Annotated in this window: 10 protein-coding genes; 8 read left to right on the top strand and 2 right to left on the bottom strand. The window is 45.8% G+C overall.

Going from position 1 to position 19,324, the window contains the following annotated elements; all coding sequences use genetic code 11:
- The first annotated feature begins 33 nt into the window (after window positions 1-33).
- The 6 genes from ACZMIG_RS09030 to ACZMIG_RS09005 all read left to right on the top strand — a co-directional run bounded on the left by ACZMIG_RS09030 (window position 34) and on the right by ACZMIG_RS09005 (window position 11,342).
- Window positions 34-975: a GLPGLI family protein gene (locus tag ACZMIG_RS09030; protein WP_418874201.1), complete on the top strand. Its 942-nt coding sequence runs from the start codon at window positions 34-36 to the stop codon at window positions 973-975.
- A 35-nt stretch (window positions 976-1,010) separates the two neighbouring features.
- Window positions 1,011-3,647 carry a hypothetical protein gene (locus tag ACZMIG_RS09025; RefSeq protein ID WP_487889442.1) on the top strand — a complete coding sequence of 879 codons (2,637 nt, stop codon included), beginning with the start codon at window positions 1,011-1,013 and terminating at the stop codon, window positions 3,645-3,647.
- Between the two features lie 498 nt (window positions 3,648-4,145).
- Entirely contained in the window at window positions 4,146-7,421 is a 3,276-nt protein-coding gene (locus tag ACZMIG_RS09020) for a TonB-dependent receptor (RefSeq protein WP_021964872.1), read from the top strand.
- Window positions 7,422-7,443: 22 nt separating this feature from the next.
- Window positions 7,444-8,940 carry a BACON domain-containing protein gene (locus ACZMIG_RS09015; RefSeq protein ID WP_302330356.1) on the top strand — a complete coding sequence of 499 codons (1,497 nt, stop codon included), beginning with the start codon at window positions 7,444-7,446 and terminating at the stop codon, window positions 8,938-8,940.
- 273 nt (window positions 8,941-9,213) lie between these two features.
- Window positions 9,214-10,122 (top strand): LysR substrate-binding domain-containing protein, encoded by a 909-nt coding sequence (locus tag ACZMIG_RS09010; protein ID WP_487889441.1) that lies wholly within the window; start codon window positions 9,214-9,216, stop codon window positions 10,120-10,122.
- 143 nt (window positions 10,123-10,265) lie between these two features.
- A complete protein-coding gene (locus ACZMIG_RS09005) occupies window positions 10,266-11,342 on the top strand; it encodes a YeiH family protein (protein WP_482693284.1) in 1,077 nt (358 codons plus the stop codon).
- 186 nt (window positions 11,343-11,528) lie between these two features.
- On the opposite strand, the gene ACZMIG_RS09000 is transcribed toward ACZMIG_RS09005, so the two are convergent.
- Window positions 11,529-12,977, bottom strand: coding sequence for a carbon starvation CstA family protein (locus tag ACZMIG_RS09000; protein ID WP_487889440.1), 1,449 nt, complete (start codon window positions 12,975-12,977; stop codon window positions 11,529-11,531).
- A gap of 650 nt (window positions 12,978-13,627) precedes the next feature.
- Window positions 13,628-15,022, bottom strand: a complete 1,395-nt coding sequence (locus ACZMIG_RS08995; RefSeq protein ID WP_487889439.1) for a helix-turn-helix domain-containing protein — start codon at window positions 15,020-15,022, stop codon at window positions 13,628-13,630.
- Window positions 15,023-15,356: 334 nt separating this feature from the next.
- Between ACZMIG_RS08995 and ACZMIG_RS08990 the strand changes: the two genes are divergently transcribed.
- Complete coding sequence (locus tag ACZMIG_RS08990; protein ID WP_053398273.1) at window positions 15,357-17,162, top strand: M6 family metalloprotease domain-containing protein; 1,806 nt, start codon at window positions 15,357-15,359, stop codon at window positions 17,160-17,162.
- 25 nt (window positions 17,163-17,187) lie between these two features.
- Window positions 17,188-19,308 (top strand): choice-of-anchor J domain-containing protein, encoded by a 2,121-nt coding sequence (locus tag ACZMIG_RS08985; RefSeq protein ID WP_487889438.1) that lies wholly within the window; start codon window positions 17,188-17,190, stop codon window positions 19,306-19,308.
- Window positions 19,309-19,324: the final 16 nt, after the last annotated feature.

Raw genomic sequence — 19,324 nt, 5'->3', positions numbered from 1 at the left:
ACTGCATGTCATATCACATATAAACGCGAAATTATGAAAAACATCGTTATCATCATTAGCCTGTCACTTTTTATGTGTGCCGCATCCTGCGCACAAGACATAAAAGACAATCCGCAGTTTGCTAAAAGCGTTAAAAGCAACATACGCAAAGCCAGACGCTCATCGGGCATAAGCCGTCCGTTCAGCATCAGCAAAAAAGACATGAAGGACATCGACTCATGCAGGATAAAGGTTTACTATGACGTTAAATTCGTAAAAGACACTGCCGACCGTGCATCCGTATGTAAAGACCTGCAGAGGCTCGATATCGGATACAACTACACTTACTGCTACAGCAGACTGCTGCATATTAACGACTCTCTGCGCACGATAGCATACGAAAAAGACGAGAACTATCCTTCGAAACTCGACGAAAACGACGTGCTGCCTGAAGAAATACTCACCAACACGAAAACAAAAACCCTTAACGTAAGGCGCAGGATGTATTATAACTATACAAACCTATGCTACAATGAGGCTGCTCCAAAAATTGAATGGAAGCTGGAAAGCGGAAGCAAAACAATAATTGGCTATCAGTGCAAAAAGGCATCGTGCACGTTCCGCGGACGTAAATACACGGCATGGTACACACCCGACATTCCCATATATAGCGGTCCGTATAAGTTTGCCGGCCTGCCCGGACTCATCATGCAGATAAGTTCAGACGACAATGACTATATCTGGACATGCGTAGGACTGGAGAAAGGACGGCCCGGCGACATGATAACAACTTATAAAGCCCACAACATGAAAGAAAAGGTGATGACAAGAGAGAAGATTATGGCTCTGATAAAGAAGATTTATAAAGACCCGGGAGGCGCACTGGCCGTGGGCGGTCCAAAGGAGCTGTTTGTCAGCGACGACAGAAAAACCGTACACATGGTTACATCAGGCGACTATCCTCCTGAGCCTTACAACCCGATTGAGCTTGAATAATGAGTCATAACAAAACGAAAAAGGAAAAATCGCTGATGAAACGTTACACCATACTGCTCTTGATATTAATGTCTGCCTATAGTGTAGCCTTCGCGCAGACCATATTCACAGGCAAGATTACCGACGGCAAAGGCACACCGCTGTCTGACATAACAGTAATGGCGCTGTCGGAAAAAGACACGACAAGCGTCATTGCATACACGTTTACGGAAAGCGACGGACGCTATAAACTGCAGTTTGACAGCAACGAGAGTGAAATAAGGCTCATGGTGTACGGTTTCAACATAAAGAAAATAAGCGAAACCGTAAAGAACATATCGGCAACACATAACTATAAGACAGAAAAAGAGTCGATAGAGCTACAGGAAGTAGTGGTGAAATCGGGTAAAATCTGGCAGCTTGGCGACACGCTCAACTATTCGGTCGACGCCTTTATCGGCAAGAACGACATATCAATAGGCGATGTGCTAAGGCGTATGCCCGGCATTCAGGTTGACGACAACGGACATATTTATTATCAGGGCAAGAATATAAGCCACCTTTACATCAACGGCATGGACGCTCTTGCCGGACGTTACAGCATTGCCACCAACAATCTTGCGGCACAGATGGTGGCAACGGTTCAGGTGATGGAGAACCATCAGGGAGTGAAAGCCCTGAAAAAACTCGTTATTCCAGACGAGGCAGCTATAAACCTGAAACTGAAACCTGAGGCAGCCGGCACGTTAAATATGGAAGCACTGCTCGGCGTCGGTGCCGACGACAATGGCATGATGTGGCACGAAGAAGCCGTAATGACTTATTTTTCAAAAAAGAGACAGCACATAGCAACATATAAGACGGCCAACGACGGCACTGACGTGTCGGCAGAACTTGCATCATGCAACAACAGTGGCGAAGCTGAACAGTTTACCGACATTGTGCGCCCTACTCCGCCTGGTATAGACAAGCACAACTATTATTTTAATCAGTCGCACGCAGCAAGCATTAATTCCGTATGGAAAAACGACGATGACCACGAAACTCGGCTTAACATTGTTTACTCCAACGACCATGAACACAGAAACAGTTATGACAAGACTACATATTTGCTTCCCGACGGGAGCAACACCGTGATATCGGAACAGTTGGCCGATGCTGCTACAGAAAACAGGGCTGAAGGCGACTTTGAATATAAGATAAACAAAGAGAAACTATATCTCAGCGAAACGGCCGGTATGACAGCTCACTGGAACAGCGGCAAAGGCTATACCGACAACAGTGAAGCAGCCATAAGTCAAAGTCTGTGGACACGCAACATAAGCATGCAAAACCGCCTGAGCATGATAATAAAGAAAGACGACTATAAAGGCGTGGCCGTAAACTCGCTCGTCACCTATGAAGAAAAGCCGCAGGCGCTGACGGTTATGCCTTGCATGTATGACTCAATCTTCGGCAACGGAAATTATACGGGGATGAGACAAGACGTAAAGAGCCGCAGATTCATGACTGAAAACTCAGCTGAAATGTTGTCTGCAATTAAAATAGGAAACTTCAGAATATCGCCCAAAGCCACGCTCAACTATAACCACAGCGGCATGGAAAGCGTACTGAACACAACAGGAGCAGCCTCGACGAGAGTAACCGATTTTGCTAATGACACTTATCTGTCGCACCTTAAAACGGGAATAACTGCAATGCTAGACTATTACGACGGCAGTCTTAACGCAGGAATAAACGTTCCGCTGATGTACGAAATGCTGAGCCTCAACCAGAAAATACAGCAGAACAGCATCAGCCGCAACGACTTCAACGTTTCGCTCACAGCTTATGTCAGATGGAAAGCGCTGTCAAATCTGACAATAAGCGGCCACTATACAGCCGACCACAGATACCCTTCATTGTCAACTCTTTACGGAGGATATATCCTCACCAACTACCGTCAAATAGCATCTTACGAGGCTTATATGCCACGCATGACATGGCAGGCAGCAGACATTGACATAGACTTTAAAGATCCGTTCAACATGATATTCATAACGCTCAATGCCTCTTATTCGTGCAGAAGTCCAAAAGTGATATATGGTGAAACGTTCAACGGAATATTATCTCACATGTATGCCCGCACCACATCAAGCCGTGGTGAAGAATTTGCCGTAATGCTTTCGGCAGGCAAAAACATAAGTTGGAAAAACATAAGCATAAAACTGACTGCCCAATACAGCAAAGGACACATGCCCGTATTGCGCCAGGAGCAGATAACGAGATATGACTCTGAGGCGGCAGTATTCACAGCCGGAATAAAGGCAGAGCCGTTCAACTTCATGTCTGTCGATGCCGGCAGCAGTATGTTTCTGTCTAAAGGAAGCACGACAGACGGATATTCAATGCAGGCAATACGCACAATGAACAACAGCTTGCTGCTCAGCCTCAGCATGCCGATGAACATAAGTATTGACACTGGACTGAACCACTATTACAACAACTTGGCAATTGGCAACAAATCATTTGCGTTGCTTAACTTAAAAATTAACCTGAATCATAAACGAGTGAAATATTCTCTTGAATGCAACAATCTGCTCAACACACACAAGTATGTCTATTCTTACAACATTGCCATGTCTGAATTTTATTCCGAATACAACTTGCGCGGCCGCTCCGTTATGCTGACGGCAAGGATGAATTTGTTTTAGTGGCAAGACAAAGCACGCATATTATTGATTAAAGCAGCGTTTGAATACAGCAAAACAGCCATTCCATATCTAGCAGATTGTCATCTGTTTTTTACAGACACAGGCGAACGTGCCAAAGAAAAAATTAGAGACAGTACGCCCCCCCAAAAAATAAAACATCTGCAGACACCAATATGTTTGTCGAATTAAACAACATGCTGCCCTGTGAACAATTGAAATTTAACTTACCTTGCATATCACCACATGCACAGCCGACGCATTAAAGTAAACAAATTTTATTAAAATTAACGTCCAAAATAGCCGAAAAGGGCGTTTATATAAAAAAATTAAGGGTTTAAGGTCAACTTTAATCGCCTTGTAACATAATATATCTATTTTTTAATTAATTTTGCATGTGGAATAGTTGTAAGGCGCATTCTGACGTAACAGAGGCGCCTTAGAAAAGAAAAATTAAGTCAGATTATTAAAATTTTATTTTTAATCATAAACAATAACAGTATGAGAAAACGTCTAGAAATTCTATTCGTGTTGATGTTGTTCTCTGCGACCGCCATGCTGGCCCAGATGACAACGTCAGGAATCAACGGTATGGTTACGGCCGGAGGCGACAAGGCTATCGGCGCCACCGTAACAGCAGTGCACGAGCCGTCGGGAACCACCTATAACACCGTGGTGAACGAAAGCGGCCGTTACTCTATCAACGGTATGCGCGTGGGCGGCCCCTACACCGTCAAAGTGAGCTACATAGGCTACACAACGAGCGTTACAAAAGATGTGACGCTGCAGTTGGCAGAGTCATACAGCCTGAACGTAAAGCTCGCTGAAGACGCCAATGAACTGGGCGAAGTAGTGGTTTCGGCCAAGGCTACAAAATTTACTGCAGAAAGAACAGGTGCCTCTACCAACATCAACCTGAGACAGCTGGAGAACATGCCTACAGTAAGCCGCTCAATCACCGACTTCACACGTCTGTCTCCCTACGGCGGCAACGGAATGAGCTTTGCCGGTACTGACGGCCGTACAGCCAACTTCACCGTGGACGGTGCCAACTTCAACAACAACTTCGGTCTGAGCGACGGTCTGCCCGGCGGTGGCAACCCTATATCTATCGATGCCATCGAAGAAATGCAGGTTGTGATATCACCCTACGACGTACGTCAGACTAACTTCATAGGCGGTGGCGTGAACGCCATAACCAAGTCAGGTACGAACACCTTCAAGGGTACTGCCTACATATATCATCAGAACGAGAACATGCGCGGTGATGCCATTGAGCGCGAGCAGATAAGCGGTGCACGCGAGAAAGACCAGAAGACAACTTACGGTTTCACTCTCGGCGGTCCGATCATCAAGAATAAGCTGTTCTTCTTCGTCAGCGGAGAAATGAGCAAGACTCCTACAGTGGTTAACCGTTGGCGCGGTTCTGTGGACGGCGTGGCCGACGCAGACAACTACATCTCACGTACGACATTGGCCGACCTTGAGAAGGTGTCTAACTTTGTAAAAGACAAATACGGCTACGACACTGGCTCATGGACAAACTTCCCTGCCGACGAAAACAACTACAAGCTGTTGGCACGTCTCGACTGGAACATCACCAACATGCACCATCTGTCATTCCGTTACAACTATACGAAGAACCGCAACTGGAACCCCACCAACGCATCTTCAATGGACGGAGGTACACGCTCGGCTTACGGTCGCTTCTCACAGATGTCAATGAGCTACGCCAACTCTATGTATGCTCTCGACAACCTTGTTCACTCTTTCTCTCTCGACCTTAACAGCCGCTTCACCGAGAACCTCTCTAACCAGTTCTTGGTTACTTATTCTAAGCTCGATGATGTGCGTTTCACCAATTCGGCTGATTTCCCCTTCATAGACATCATGGACGGCACAGGCACTAACACTGCCTACATTTCACTCGGTAAGGAGCTGTTCACACACAACAACGCCGTGCGTAATAACATCTGGAACATCAAGGACGATGTTACCTACTATGCCGGCAACCACAAGATTATGCTTGGAGCTAAGTTTGAACACCAGATGGCGCTCAACTCTTATATGCGTAACGGTACAGGATATTACCGCTACTACTCACTCGACGATTTCCTCAACGGAGCTGCTCCTGAGATTGTTAACCTGACCTACGGCTATGACGGCAAGAGCGATCCGGCTGCGAAAGTAAGCTTCAACACTCTCGGTATCTATCTGCAGGACGAGTGGTCTATCAATCCACGCTTCAAGCTTACTTACGGCTTGCGCTTTGACGACATGTTCTTCAGCAACGCTGACCTTATGACAAACAAGGCCATCTACGACCTCGACTACGACGGACGCCACATTGACACAGGCAAATGGCCGAGCTCTAATCTTACTGTAGCTCCGCGTGTAGGCTTCGTATGGGATATCCTCGGCGACAAGACCCTCAAGCTGCGTGGAGGTTCAGGTATATTCCAGGGCCGTCTGCCGCTGGTATTCTTCACCAACATGCCTACAAACTCAGGTATGGTGCAGTATCAGGCAATCATCAATGCCGCAAACGCTGCAAAGAAAGGATTCACAATGGAAGAATTTGCCGGAGGACTTGTTACAAACGAGAACGGCTATCCCACTATCGACGCCCTGCAGAACAAACTGTTTGAACTGGGCTATCCTAAGACAATCAGACCTGAGGACGGAACTCTGCCTTCACAGATATCAGCCGTAGACCCCGACTTCAAGATGCCTGAGGTATGGAAGACTTCTTTGGCTATTGACTATGTTGTACCAGTAGGCTTCCCTCTGACAATCACAGCCGAAGGTATCTTCAACAAGACAATATATGGCGTTACAATGCAAGACTGGTCAATTCCAGATGTAGGCGGATTTGCACGCTTCAACGGTGTTGACAACCGCCCGATATTCCCTACCGGATACAACAAAGATGTTGTGCCTGCTTATGTGCTGTCTAACACACACAAGGGCTACGGATGGAGCGCAAGCTTGTCAGCATACGCATCTCCTACAAAGAACATCGACATCATGGCTGCCTATACACACACCTGCTCTAAGGAGCTTACAGGTATGCCCGGCTCTAACGCTTCTTCTACAATAGCATATCTGCCTTCAGTAGAAGGTCCTAACAACATCAAGCTGCACAACTCACAGTATGTTGAGCCAGACCGCGTAATAGCACAGATCACTGCTCACGACAACAGCCACAACCACTTCAGCCTCATCTATGAGGGATGGCGCGGCTCTTACAACTACACATACATGCTGCAGAACGATATGAACGGCGACGGACAGGCTTACGACCCGATATTCATCCCGACCGACGAGCAGGTTGAGAAGAACCAGTTCCGCTTCAAGACAGCTGACGACCGCGACCGCTTCATGGCTTATGTACACAACAACAGCTACCTGAAGAATCATCAGGGCGAATATGCAGAGGCTTACAGCGTTTACTCTCCATGGGTTCACCGCTTCGACTTCAGCTACAAGCACGACTTCGTGTTCAACACTGGCGCATGCAAACACATGCTGACCCTGAGCTTCGACATCAAGAACGTCGGCAACCTCTTCAACTCTTCATGGGGTGTGGCCAAGACTCTCAACCCGGCTATCGGCACAGAAGCAAAGATCCTGAAATATGAAGGAGCCGACGCTGACGGCTATGCTGTGTTCTCTACTCCGTCATCTATCAACGGATCAACAAAGACATGGACAGCAAACCATGCAATCGGTCAATGCTGGTATATGTCTATCGGCATCAAGTACACATTCAACTAATTTTTAAAACGGAAGTATAATTATGAAACTAAAAAATATATTTTCCCTGCTTCTGCTGAGTGTTGTGGCTTTGTTCACAAGCTGCTCAAACGACGATGACATCACTCTGCTTGACGACATTCAGGTGTCAAAATCATACATATCCATCCCCGAGGAAGGTGGTAACGACACCATCATTGTAAAAGCCAAAGGCGACTGGATACTTGAGAACAAGCCCAATTGGCTTAAATTTAACGAGCATTCTGACTCAGTAGGCAAGGCCGGTGAAACACAGCTCGTATTCTCTGCAGAACCTTACACAGGCGGCCGCAGCTCTGACGCCATGACAATAACATGCAACGGCAAGGTGCAGCATCTCAACGTCGTACAAGGCGAGGTTGCAATCACCCCTGCCACTTGCGCCGAGGTTATTGCCGGACCTGACAACAAGACTTATCAAGTAACAGGTACGGTGACAGCTATCGCCAATACGACCTACGGAAACCTCTATCTGAACGACGGTACAGGCGAGATTTACATCTACGGAACTCTCGACGCGTCAGGCGCTGAGAAGAACTTCCTCAGCCTTGGCATCGAGGTAGGCGACGAAATCACAGTTCAGGGTCCGAAGCTTACTTACAACGGAACTGTAGAGCTGGTAAACGTTACTGTTGTTGACATCAACAAGAGCCTTATCAAGGTTGACTCTCTTTCTGCAGACGCCATTTCTAAAGATGGCGGCACCATTACAGCATATGTAACCACAAAAGGCTCAGGCGTGTCAGTAGACATTCCAGAGGATGCCAAGGAATGGCTGTCTATCGCTTCAATAAAGCAGAACGGCACATCTGCAGAACTGACCTTCAAGGCTGCACCCAACGAAGGAGGCATACGCTCAACAGAGCTGACACTTGCTACTGTGGCAGACGGTAAGACATACACCACACTGACTACAATCACACAGCAAGGCGGCATACAGGACGTATCTGTAGCTGACTTCAACGCTGCTGCCGACGGCGATGCACAATATCGCCTTAAGGGTGTGGCAACAGACGTTCAGGACAACGGAAGTTTCACGCTGACCGACTGGAGCGGCTCTACCTTGGTTTACAAGAGCACCAACGCTGCAGCCAAAGGCGTTAAGAACGGCGACATCGTAACCGTTGTAGGCACACACGACACATATAAAGGCACAGTAGAACTGGTAGGCGGCGATGTTACGGAGCTGAATCCTACAACCACCATCTCTATTGCCGACTTCATGGGTCTTCCTGACAGCGACACCAACTATATGATAACCGGTACAATCACAAAGATAGCCAACGACCATTACGGCAATGTCTATATCTCTGACGGCACAAACGAGGTTTATCTCTATGGTCTGTATCCCGGCTATGGTGCAACTGGAGACAACCGCTACGACTTTGTTGCCAACAGCGGTCTCAAGGTTGGAGACGAGATTACAGTTATCGGCGCTCACCTGACATACGGCGAAACAATTGAAATAAAGAACGCCATATTCGTCAGCAAGAACAACTGATAAGCAGAATAAAAAAGCTGATGCCGCTTGCGGCATATCAGATAAGAACAGAAATGGCTGTCCAAAGATTCATTTATGGACAGCCATTTCTGTTTCTATCAAAATCACCATTAGGCTGCAATAGCTTTATCAATTTTGCTCATTCATGCTTACGCCGCAAAATATAAATCTCAGGATATTTTCTTTTCCAGACAACCACTTTTATCACGCCTTGCTTTCCGTTCTCGTTTTTTAGTTGTATTTTTGTCAGGTTAAGAAACAAATAACGGTAATATGTCAGATTTCAGACTAAAAGCATTCTACAGCGTGGCCAAGAACCTCAGTTTCACACGTGCGGCTAAAGAGCTGTTCGTAAGCCAGCCAGCAATAACCAAACACATCAACGAACTGGAACGGCAATACTCCGTAAGACTCTTCGACCGCACAGGCGGAAAGATAATGCTCACCGATGCCGGACGGCTCATGCTTGAACACTGCAGCCGCATACTCGACGAGTATAACCGCATGGAATACGACATGAACCTGCTCAACGAGCGCAGCAGCGGACACATAAGCATAGGCGCAAGCACCACGGTGGCGCAGTATGTGCTGCCGCAGATATTGGCAGAATTTACCGAAAGATTTCCGCAGATAGAGGTGTCGCTCACCAACGGCAACTCGCGCGACATAGAAAATGCACTGCTCAACCACGACATCGACCTTGGCATGGTGGAAGGCATCACACATTCAGCCGGCCTACAGTATGAGCCGTTTCTTGAAGACGAACTCGTGGCCATAATAAAGCAGTCGGGCAACGAGTCGATGCCCGAAGAAATTACTCCACAGGAGCTGTGCCGCCAACCGCTCGTCATACGCGAACAAGGCTCAGGAACACTCGAGGTGATAGAGACCGAACTGGAAAAGCACGGAATAAGGCCCCAGGAACTTAACATACGCATACGCCTCGGCAGCACTGAAGCCATCAAGGCCTTTCTGCGCCACAGCCGCAGCATGGGCATAGTGTCGGTGTTCTCCGTGAGAGAAAAACTGGCCAGAGGCGTGTTCAGAGTCATCGACATTGCCGGTCTCAACTTCAGCCGCCACTTCTGCTTTGTGGCCTCTGCCGGCAAGGATTCGCCGCTTACCGAAAAGTTCAAAGACTTTACACGCCGCAGCATAATAACTTCAGGTTATAGAGTATAAAAAATTAAGATATACCACATAACAAAAAATTAATTACCTTTGCAGCAGTAAACTTAAAGGCAGCCCGACAACAAGACACGAAGGTCTGCCAGGCAAGGAGAAAAAGAGAATAAAATAAATATTATTAACAAAGGTAATCTATCATGTTTGAAAAAGGAAACAGGGCAAACACCCTTCACGGAATCTTGCTGATTGCATTATTTTCGTTTGCAGCATTCTATCTGGCAGACCTGCCCATCATGAAGCAGCTCTCGCTCAGTCCGCTCATCATCGGAATCATCCTTGGTATGCTCTATGCCAACAGCCTTCGCAACAAACTGCCCGAAACTTGGGTGCCGGGTATTAAGTTCTGCACGAAGCAACTTCTCCGCACGGGTATCGTGCTCTATGGTTTCCGCCTTACGCTGACACAGGTTGCGGCAGTAGGAGTGCCGGCAATAATCGTGGATGCCATAATCGTTACAGGAACAATATTTCTTGGCCTGTGGTTTGGCCGCATGCTCAAGCTCGACCGCGACACTACGCTAATGACCTCTACAGGTAGCGCCATATGCGGTGCTGCAGCCGTGCTCGGAGCCGAGCCCGTAGTGAAATGTGAAAGCCACAAGACAGCCATTGCCGTATCAACTGTGGTTATCTTCGGAACAATATCAATGTTCCTCTACCCCATCATGTATCGTTCTGGAATACTTTCAGGCCTGAGCGACACTGCCGTTGCAATCTACACTGGAAGCACGCTGCACGAAGTGGCACACGTAGCCGGAGCCGGCAACGCCATGGACCCGACAGACAGCCTGGGCATAGCCGGCACTGCAACTATCACAAAGATGATACGCGTAATGATGCTTGCCCCGGTGCTCGTCATAATGAGCTTCGCGCTTGCCGGACGCAAGAAGGCCACAGCCGACGGACATAAGGAAAAGAGCAAAATCACAATACCATGGTTTGCCTTCGGCTTCATCGGCATAATCTGTGTAAACTCCCTCCTGCAGTATCTTTTCAATGCACCGACAGTTAAGGACATACCGCTGAACGGCGTCATTGAATACATCGACACCTTCCTGCTGACCATGGCAATGACTGCTCTCGGAACAGACACAAACATACAGAAGTTTAAACAGGCCGGAGCCAAGCCGTTCCTCCTTGCCGGCATGCTTTACGTATGGCTCGTAGGTGGCGGATACTTTATAACAAAATACGTTGTAGGCTTTTTCGGATAATACGTTTTATAACGACATACTCTCTTCAAAGCACAATTCAATAAACTTAAGCACAAACCGGCGGACAGATAATCGATATCAGTCCGTCGGTTTGTGCTTTTCATCATAAACAAAAAGCCATGACCTGCTCAATGAGGTCATGGCCTGTAGCCCGGACGCGGGCTTACGACATATTATCACAAAAAATTAATCGTTGTCTGTGCTTATCCGGCAATATTTCTTGTACCAGAACGCAAACAGCACTCCCGACAGCAGCAGCACTATGACGGCAGCTATATAGCCGGCAACATTGCTGAGTGCAAACGAATTTTTAGAAACAAGAAGGAATGCCACACACACGGCCGTCATAAACATAGCCGGGATAAGCGTTATGATATACGGCTTTGACTTACGTGCAAGATACACCGTAAGCGCCCAAAGCGTAAACACGGCAAGCGTCTGATTGGCCCATCCGAACCATCCCCATATAACGTTGAAGCCGTCTTCATCGGCGATGTTAAACCACAAGAAGCCCAGCGTGACCAAAAACAGAGGTATGCATATATAAATGCGGTGGCGTATGGTGTGCTGCTCAAAGTTAAGAAACTCCGCAATAATCAGTCTGGCACTGCGCAATGCCGTGTCGCCGCTCGTTATAGGAGCAGCCACAACGCCAAGTATAGCCAATGCACCGCCAAACATACCAAGCCATCCCGAAGACACGGTGGTTACCACCTCAGGTGCCTGAAGCGTAAGAGGAACGCCAAGCTCCTGTGCGGCTCCGCCATAAAAGAAATAAGAAGATATTGTTGCCCATATAAGCGCAACGATGCCCTCGGTTATCATCGCACCGTAAAACAGCGGACGTCCCTGTTTCTCATTCGCCATACAACGTGCCATAAGCGGACTCTGAGTGGCATGGAAGCCGCTGATGGCACCACAGGCAATGGTTATAAAAAGACATGGGAATATCGGACCCGATTTAGGCGACAGATTGCCTAGTCCGTCGGTAAGCTCTGGCAGCTGCGGCCATTTGACAAACAGCACCACCATGAGCGCAACAGCCATAAACAGCATGGCAATGGCAAAAAGCGGATAAATCTTGCCGATAATTTTATCAACAGGAAGCATCGTGGCAAGAAAATAATATGCAAAAATTATCAGACACCATACATAAACCCATGTAACTGAGTCGCCGCATATTGTACCTAATATCAATGCCGGACTATATACAAACACGGCACCGACCATTATAAGCATAAAAACAGAGAACACCAGCATGACCTTCTTGGTTGACTTGCCGAGATAACAGCCTACAAGCTCCGGCAGACCTGCACCGCCATGACGCTGCGACAACATTCCGCTGAGATAATCGTGAACCGCACCAGCAAAGATACAGCCGAAAACTATCCACAGATAGGCCGAAGGGCCAAACTTGGCACCCATGATGGCCCCGAAAATAGGTCCTGTGCCGGCAATGTTAAGAAACTGAATCATAAAGATTTTCCATCCCGGCAATACTACATAGTCTACGCCGTCGGCCATACTTACAGCCGGTGTAGGACGGTCGTCGGGAGCAAACACACGCTCTACGATGCGTCCATAAATGAAATAGCCCACCACAAGGGCAACCAAACTTAAAACAAATGTGATCATAGATTAGATTATTATTCTCTTTTGAACATACTAATTATTGGCAAAAGTAAAAATATAAATTTAAAAATGCAAAGAAAAACCTGATTTTATATATAAAATATATAAGCCGCACAACAGCTTATCCCACTGGGACATTTCATGTTGTTTTAAAGTTTTATTCTAAAAAATGCATCACTGACAAAAACAAGACTACGCTAAAATGCCATAAACGTGATATCCGGCACAACAATATCTTAATATTCAAACTGAATATCAAATAAATTTATTTTACAACCCAGAAAAATCGAAAGCAAAACATACATTTATTATTAACAAGCGTTCATATCGGACGACTATTCAACAAAAACAATAAGCAAAACAATGCGTATTAGTTTCAAATAATTAACCTATTGTTTTCATGTCGTAACTCGGCCACTTTTGAAGCGAAAACGGCCGAGTTTTTCATCAAAAACTAATTGTTTTTTTATGAAAAATCAGTATGCTCCGCAACCGTAAGCCAGTCCGTAGGCTATGACTTTACAAATCGCATCACCTGTTAAGCCTACATAAAATAAGCCTTGCCATACAGCCAACGCATCATTCACATGCAAGAATATCGTCAGGCCATGCACATGGCATAAAAAATTTACCTTCTTGTAGCTTCCGTATATTTACTTCTCTTTAGCCGCCAGCTTTTTATACATGGCTGGAGTCATGCCGTTAATTTTCTTAAACGTGCGGTTAAAGCTTGTCGCATTGGTATATCCCACCTCCTCATAAATAGCCTGAATGGTCATATTGCCATAATGCTCATTATCCGAAAGCATTCTGCATGCCTCCATTATACGTTTCTCGTTAATGTATGTTCTGAAGTTTTTATTGTATGTCTTGTTGATGACAAACGAAACATACTTTGTGTTCGACTTTGCCATGTCGGCTATAATCTTCAGACTGAGGTCAGGATCAGAAATTATTTCGGGCGTATTTATAATCTCATTTATTTTCGCAAGAAGCGCGTCTGCCTGTTCCTGCGTCATGTCAACCCCACCGGCATTTCCGTCAAACTCGTCGTTGCCGGCCTCATCGCCTTCATTGTAAGACGGCACAATAGCCACCTTGCTTCTGTCTGATTTTATCAAGTCGTTGTTCTTGTTGATAAGCAGGCGCTGTGCATTTCTTAAATTACGGTTCTTGCGTATAACCACCACTGCCAGCACAATCGTGATTATCAACAAAATAGAAATCAAGATAACAGCCAAAGTGTAAATGTTGATTATCGAGGTCAGCGAACTTATCTCCTCCGTACTTTTACGCGACTCATACTCCTGCAGCTTTCCCCTTGCCTGGTTCATGCCCTTTGCACTAAACACCGAGTCATAAGTCTCAAGATACAACACTCTGTATTTTCTGGCAGAATCGCTATCGCCATTTCCGGCATACGCCTCGTAAAGAATCTTGTACGCATTGATTTCCATCTCGGCATTATCCATTTCAACAGACATATCCCGGCATTTAGCTCCATACTTTATGGCATTGCCGTAATCATGCTTTTTGACGAGAATATTTCCTATCTCAGACTCCTGATATAATATAAAGATGTCGTCCAGCTCATTTTTCTCTGCGTATGCGGCAGCCCTTAGATGATCCTTCACAGCTTCGTCATACTTACGTTCAGCCTGCTTTATTCGGGCAGAATTATATATTAGGAAATACTCCCATTGTGTTGCGTTCTTGCTTACCTGCATCTTCTTGGCTATATCATAATATTCCTTTGCCTTTTTAATATTCCCCAGATGACAATATGCAGGCACTATATTAGTAAGGTATTTGCCTATCAGCTCTTCGTCATTAAGCTTTTTCGACATTTTGTATCCTTTCAGCAGATAGAAGAGGTTTGCCTCATAATCGCCAAAAGCTTCATAAATATTGGCAATATTACCTATGCATGCCATGTATGTGCGCTTGTCGTCTTCCTTTTCAGCTATTTCCATACCTTTTATATAATATGTAATGGCCAAAGGATAATTGCCATCCTTATACAAGCCGTCGGCTATTATTTTTGTCATGCCTGATTTTGTGTTTGCAGGCATCGACGCATAAGAATGACATACAGGACATACAAATAGAAATATTATGAAAATAATGTGTTTAAACATATCGTATTAGGCTATTAATAAATTTTAATCGACAGGCTATTAACCGTCTTCCATTGCAAATTTAAACAAAATATAAGAGAAAAATATAGACAAAATCGTAAAATGCAAGTTTTTTTTTAATATTTCGTGAAATGTGAAGAATTTGGATGCTTTTATTTGTATAATCTGTAATAAAAAATATAATTTAGCAGACGTAAAAATTTAATAAATCTATTATTCTGATAAACTTAACACCTACAATATTATGAGAATCCTTAACGTTTTTATTACCATTGCAGCTTGCCTGATTTGTTTAAACGGCACATACGCTGCTCCTGCCTGGCCAAACAAGATATCATACACCCAGGCAGACGGAACTAAGGTAACAGTGTATTTGAATGGTGACGAATACATGCACCATTATGTAAGTGAAGACGGATTCATCCTTCTACCCGATGCAAACGGAAGTCTTAGATATGCAGAAATTGTTGACAACAAGGTGATGCCGACAGGAATGGTGGCACACAACGCAACAAGCCGCAACGCTAAAGAACTCCAGTTTATAAAAACATTAGACCAGCAGGCTATCAAGCAAAAGCTTGCCATAGCCTATAGGGACAAGCGCCAGGAGATAGCCTCTAAGGCACAAAGAGTAAAAAGTCAAAGCTCGCCAAGCGTCATAGAGCCTGTATTCCCTACAATAGGCAATATCCGCGGACTTATAATCTTAGCCCAGTTTAAGGACCAGAAGTTTTCTACTGACAACATCCATGACATATATAACAGCATGGCAAACGATGAAGACTATTCAGGCCCGTATGCTTCAGGAAGCATAAAGAGCTATTTCACCGCGCAGTCTGCCGGAAAATTTGTTCCTACATTTGACATTGTCGGCCCTGTTGACCTTCCTCACGAAATGGCATATTACGGCTATGACGAGAGAGCAGCAGAACTGATGATAGATGCATGCAGCATGGCAGACGCAAACACAGACGTCGACTTTTCTAAATACGACTACAACGGCGACGGATATGTTGATTTTATCTTCGTGGTGTATGCCGGCTACGGACAGTCGCAGGGCGGCAGCGAAGAGACCGTATGGCCACAGGCCGTAGACCTGACTTACGAAAGCTGGAACATGTACGACGGACTGTATTTAGGACAGGCAGCATGTTCATGTGAGCTGAGAGGCCATGAAGGAACAACTCTCGACGGTATCGGCACATTCTGCCATGAGTTCAGCCACATCCTCGGACTGCCTGACATATACGACGCTGCATATTCAGGAATGCAAGGCATGCTTACATGGGACGTGATGTGCAACGGACTCTATAATGACGACAGCAAGACTCCTGCCGGATACACAGCAATGGACAAATATACTGTAGGCTGGCTCGAACCTGTAGTGCTTAGCGAACCTGCCAAGGACCTGACACTAAACCCGTTGTCTGAATCAAATGAGGCATACTTCATTGTATGCGGAACAGACAACAATGAATACTTCACCTTGGAGAACCGCCAGCAGACAGGCTGGGACAAGGCTCTCGACGGTCACGGACTGATTATTTCGCAAATACATTATGTTCCTTCTCTTTGGAATACCAACCGTGTCAACACCTCATCGTCAGGCTATGAGCATGTTTCTCTTATCCCTGCAGACGGGCATGCCTCTGACGGCACCGAGGCCGGCGACCCGTTCCCCGGAACAAGCAACAACACACAGTTTACTGATACGTCAATGCCTTCTGCAAAATGGCATACTACATCTGACGCCGTAAACTGTCCGATAACAAACATAAGAGAAAACAACGGTGTGATCACTTTCGACTTCAAGAGCGATGCAACAGGCATTGAATCACACGAAGCAGGACAAGAACTGGCACGCATCAGCGCAACAGGCGGAACAATAAATATTGACAATCCGCAAAAGTCTGATGTACTCATACTCTCAGCTGACGGCCGCATTATACAGAAATCAGCCCAGAGGCATATAACATGCACTCCTGGATGTGGCATGTACATTGTAAAATGCGGTGAGTTAATTAAAAAAGTTATTTTAGCAAGACCCTAATTATTAACATTTAAAAAGTACCATTATGAAGAAAATTTTATTCTCCATGCTTGCAGTTTTGGCTATTATTTGCGCCAACACATCTGCGTATGCTGCAGACAGCGGCTCAGCATCAACCGTAAACAGGAAAATGTATGGATACTTTAACTACAACGGAGCTCTGGCAGGTGCTTACGGCTTTTGTTCATTAAACCTCAATGATCTTTCAAAAGCTGACGTAATATATCCTTATGGAAACATGAAGAGCATCTATTCGGGAGCTGCCGTAGACGACGTCTTCTATGCATACGAATATGTCTACGACTCATTTATGGGTCCTCAGAACGGCGACTTCATATCATACAATATAACGACGGGCCGTTACACCGTGCTGGGTTCGGAAGGACTTGCCGCACAAGGCACTAACTTCAAGACACAGGACATGACCTATGACTACAGTTCTAAGACAATGTACGCAATAGGTTTCTATCAGGGAGAATCGGCCCTGTATAGCGTCAACCTTAAAGACGGTATGCTTACAAAGGTTACAACGCTGCAAAAAACTCTTGGCGTAATTGCTGCCGACATGGATGGAACATTATATGGCGTAGGCGCCAATGACGGCGTGCTGTATAAGGTGAACAAAAATGACGGTTCGCTCACAAGAGTATTGCAGACAGGTTTCGGAGGATTGTCACAGAATCAGACAATGGAATTCGACCATTCTACTGGTCTTCTGTATTGGGCAGCATGCTCATATGATTATGACAAAGGCATACAAGCACACATGCTGTGCATCGACCTGACATCTGAAAATGTAACAATGAAGAATCTCGGACAGATTGGTATCAACTCATCATTCATGGCTCTCTATATCCCGTTTGCTGAAGGCGGAGACAACGCTCCTGCAGAACCCGCAGAATTCACAGTTACACCAGGAGAAAAAGGTGCAAGGACAGCACACATGACATGGAAAGCTCCTACAACTTCTTTCGGCGGCGAGACATTGGCTGATGCCGTTACAGGTTATGTGATAGAGCGTAACGGAGAAAAGATTGCAACTCTGGAAGCTAATGCAACGTCTTATGACGACACCAGTATTGATGCTGACGGCGACTACGCATACGTTATTTACGCTGTAAACAAGGCCGGAAACGGCGGCAAGGCCCGCGCAACGGTATTTGTAGGCAACGACATGCCGGGACAGGTGTCCAACATGAAATTCGTCGTAGGCGAAGGATGTGCTTCAGCCAAGCTGTCATGGGACGCACCTACACAAGGCTTTAACGGAGGATATTTCTCTCCAGACGGACTGACATATAAGATCGTGCGCCAGCCGGACAACAAGACTGTTGTTGAAAACCTGAAAGAAACCACGTTCACAGACGACCAGATGACACGTATCGGACGCTACACATACGTCATCTATGCATGCAACGAATATGGTGAGACAGCTGCAAACATGCCAGAAGCCTATGTACTCGGCAAGGCAATGACTCTGCCGATGTCACAAGACTTTTCAAACATGACATATTTTGAAAATCAGTGGATGGCTTACGATGCCAATAAAGACGCATACAGCTGGACATATACATCTGAATGGGGTCCGCTGCAGTTTGACGATACTACACCATGCGCTGAATACATTGTTAACCCCGGTATCGAAAACTACGGAAATGACGCCGACGAATGGCTGATAAGTCCTCCGCTCGAGTTTAATGCCGCAAAGAGCTACAAGATCAGAGTGAAGATACGCTGTACAGCCGAAGAGAAACTGCAGTTCACTTTGGGCAGCAACAACGTTTACACAGAACATGCTATGTTTGATGAATTTACGTTCAAGCCGCAGTTGAATGAATCAGGCGACAACTGGATTTACTCTGAGTATGAGTTTAACGTTCCGGCAGGAACAGACGGAGCGCGCTGTATAGGTATACACCTCGTAAGCCCGTATCCTGTAAATGGTATGTCTTATTTACAGATAGCCAATGTAACTGTCGAAGAAGGTGTTGCATCAGGAATCAAGCAGACAATAAATTCTGATGAAGCAAAGAACGACAACGACATATATACCATTGACGGACGCTTAGTGCGCACCGACGGCAGCCTTAAAGGCCTCACAAAAGGCATATACATCAAGGGCGGCAAGAAATATGTCATAAGATAAAACCTTTCCAGACACT

The sequence above is a fragment of the Xylanibacter sp. genome (genome assembly GCF_057607445.1).
Note: the sequence above shows the minus strand (reverse complement) of the source record. Positions and strands in the feature narration are given on the sequence as shown.

Coding starts and splice junctions, on each gene's coding strand:
- ACZMIG_RS09030 (WP_418874201.1), top strand. CDS start 34: ATGAAAAACATCGTTATCATCATTAGCCTGTCACTTTTTATGTGTGCC.
- ACZMIG_RS09025 (WP_487889442.1), top strand. CDS start 1,011: ATGAAACGTTACACCATACTGCTCTTGATATTAATGTCTGCCTATAGT.
- ACZMIG_RS09020 (WP_021964872.1), top strand. CDS start 4,146: ATGAGAAAACGTCTAGAAATTCTATTCGTGTTGATGTTGTTCTCTGCG.
- ACZMIG_RS09015 (WP_302330356.1), top strand. CDS start 7,444: ATGAAACTAAAAAATATATTTTCCCTGCTTCTGCTGAGTGTTGTGGCT.
- ACZMIG_RS09010 (WP_487889441.1), top strand. CDS start 9,214: ATGTCAGATTTCAGACTAAAAGCATTCTACAGCGTGGCCAAGAACCTC.
- ACZMIG_RS09005 (WP_482693284.1), top strand. CDS start 10,266: ATGTTTGAAAAAGGAAACAGGGCAAACACCCTTCACGGAATCTTGCTG.
- ACZMIG_RS09000 (WP_487889440.1), bottom strand. CDS start 12,977: ATGATCACATTTGTTTTAAGTTTGGTTGCCCTTGTGGTGGGCTATTTC.
- ACZMIG_RS08995 (WP_487889439.1), bottom strand. CDS start 15,022: ATGACAAAAATAATAGCCGACGGCTTGTATAAGGATGGCAATTATCCT.
- ACZMIG_RS08990 (WP_053398273.1), top strand. CDS start 15,357: ATGAGAATCCTTAACGTTTTTATTACCATTGCAGCTTGCCTGATTTGT.
- ACZMIG_RS08985 (WP_487889438.1), top strand. CDS start 17,188: ATGAAGAAAATTTTATTCTCCATGCTTGCAGTTTTGGCTATTATTTGC.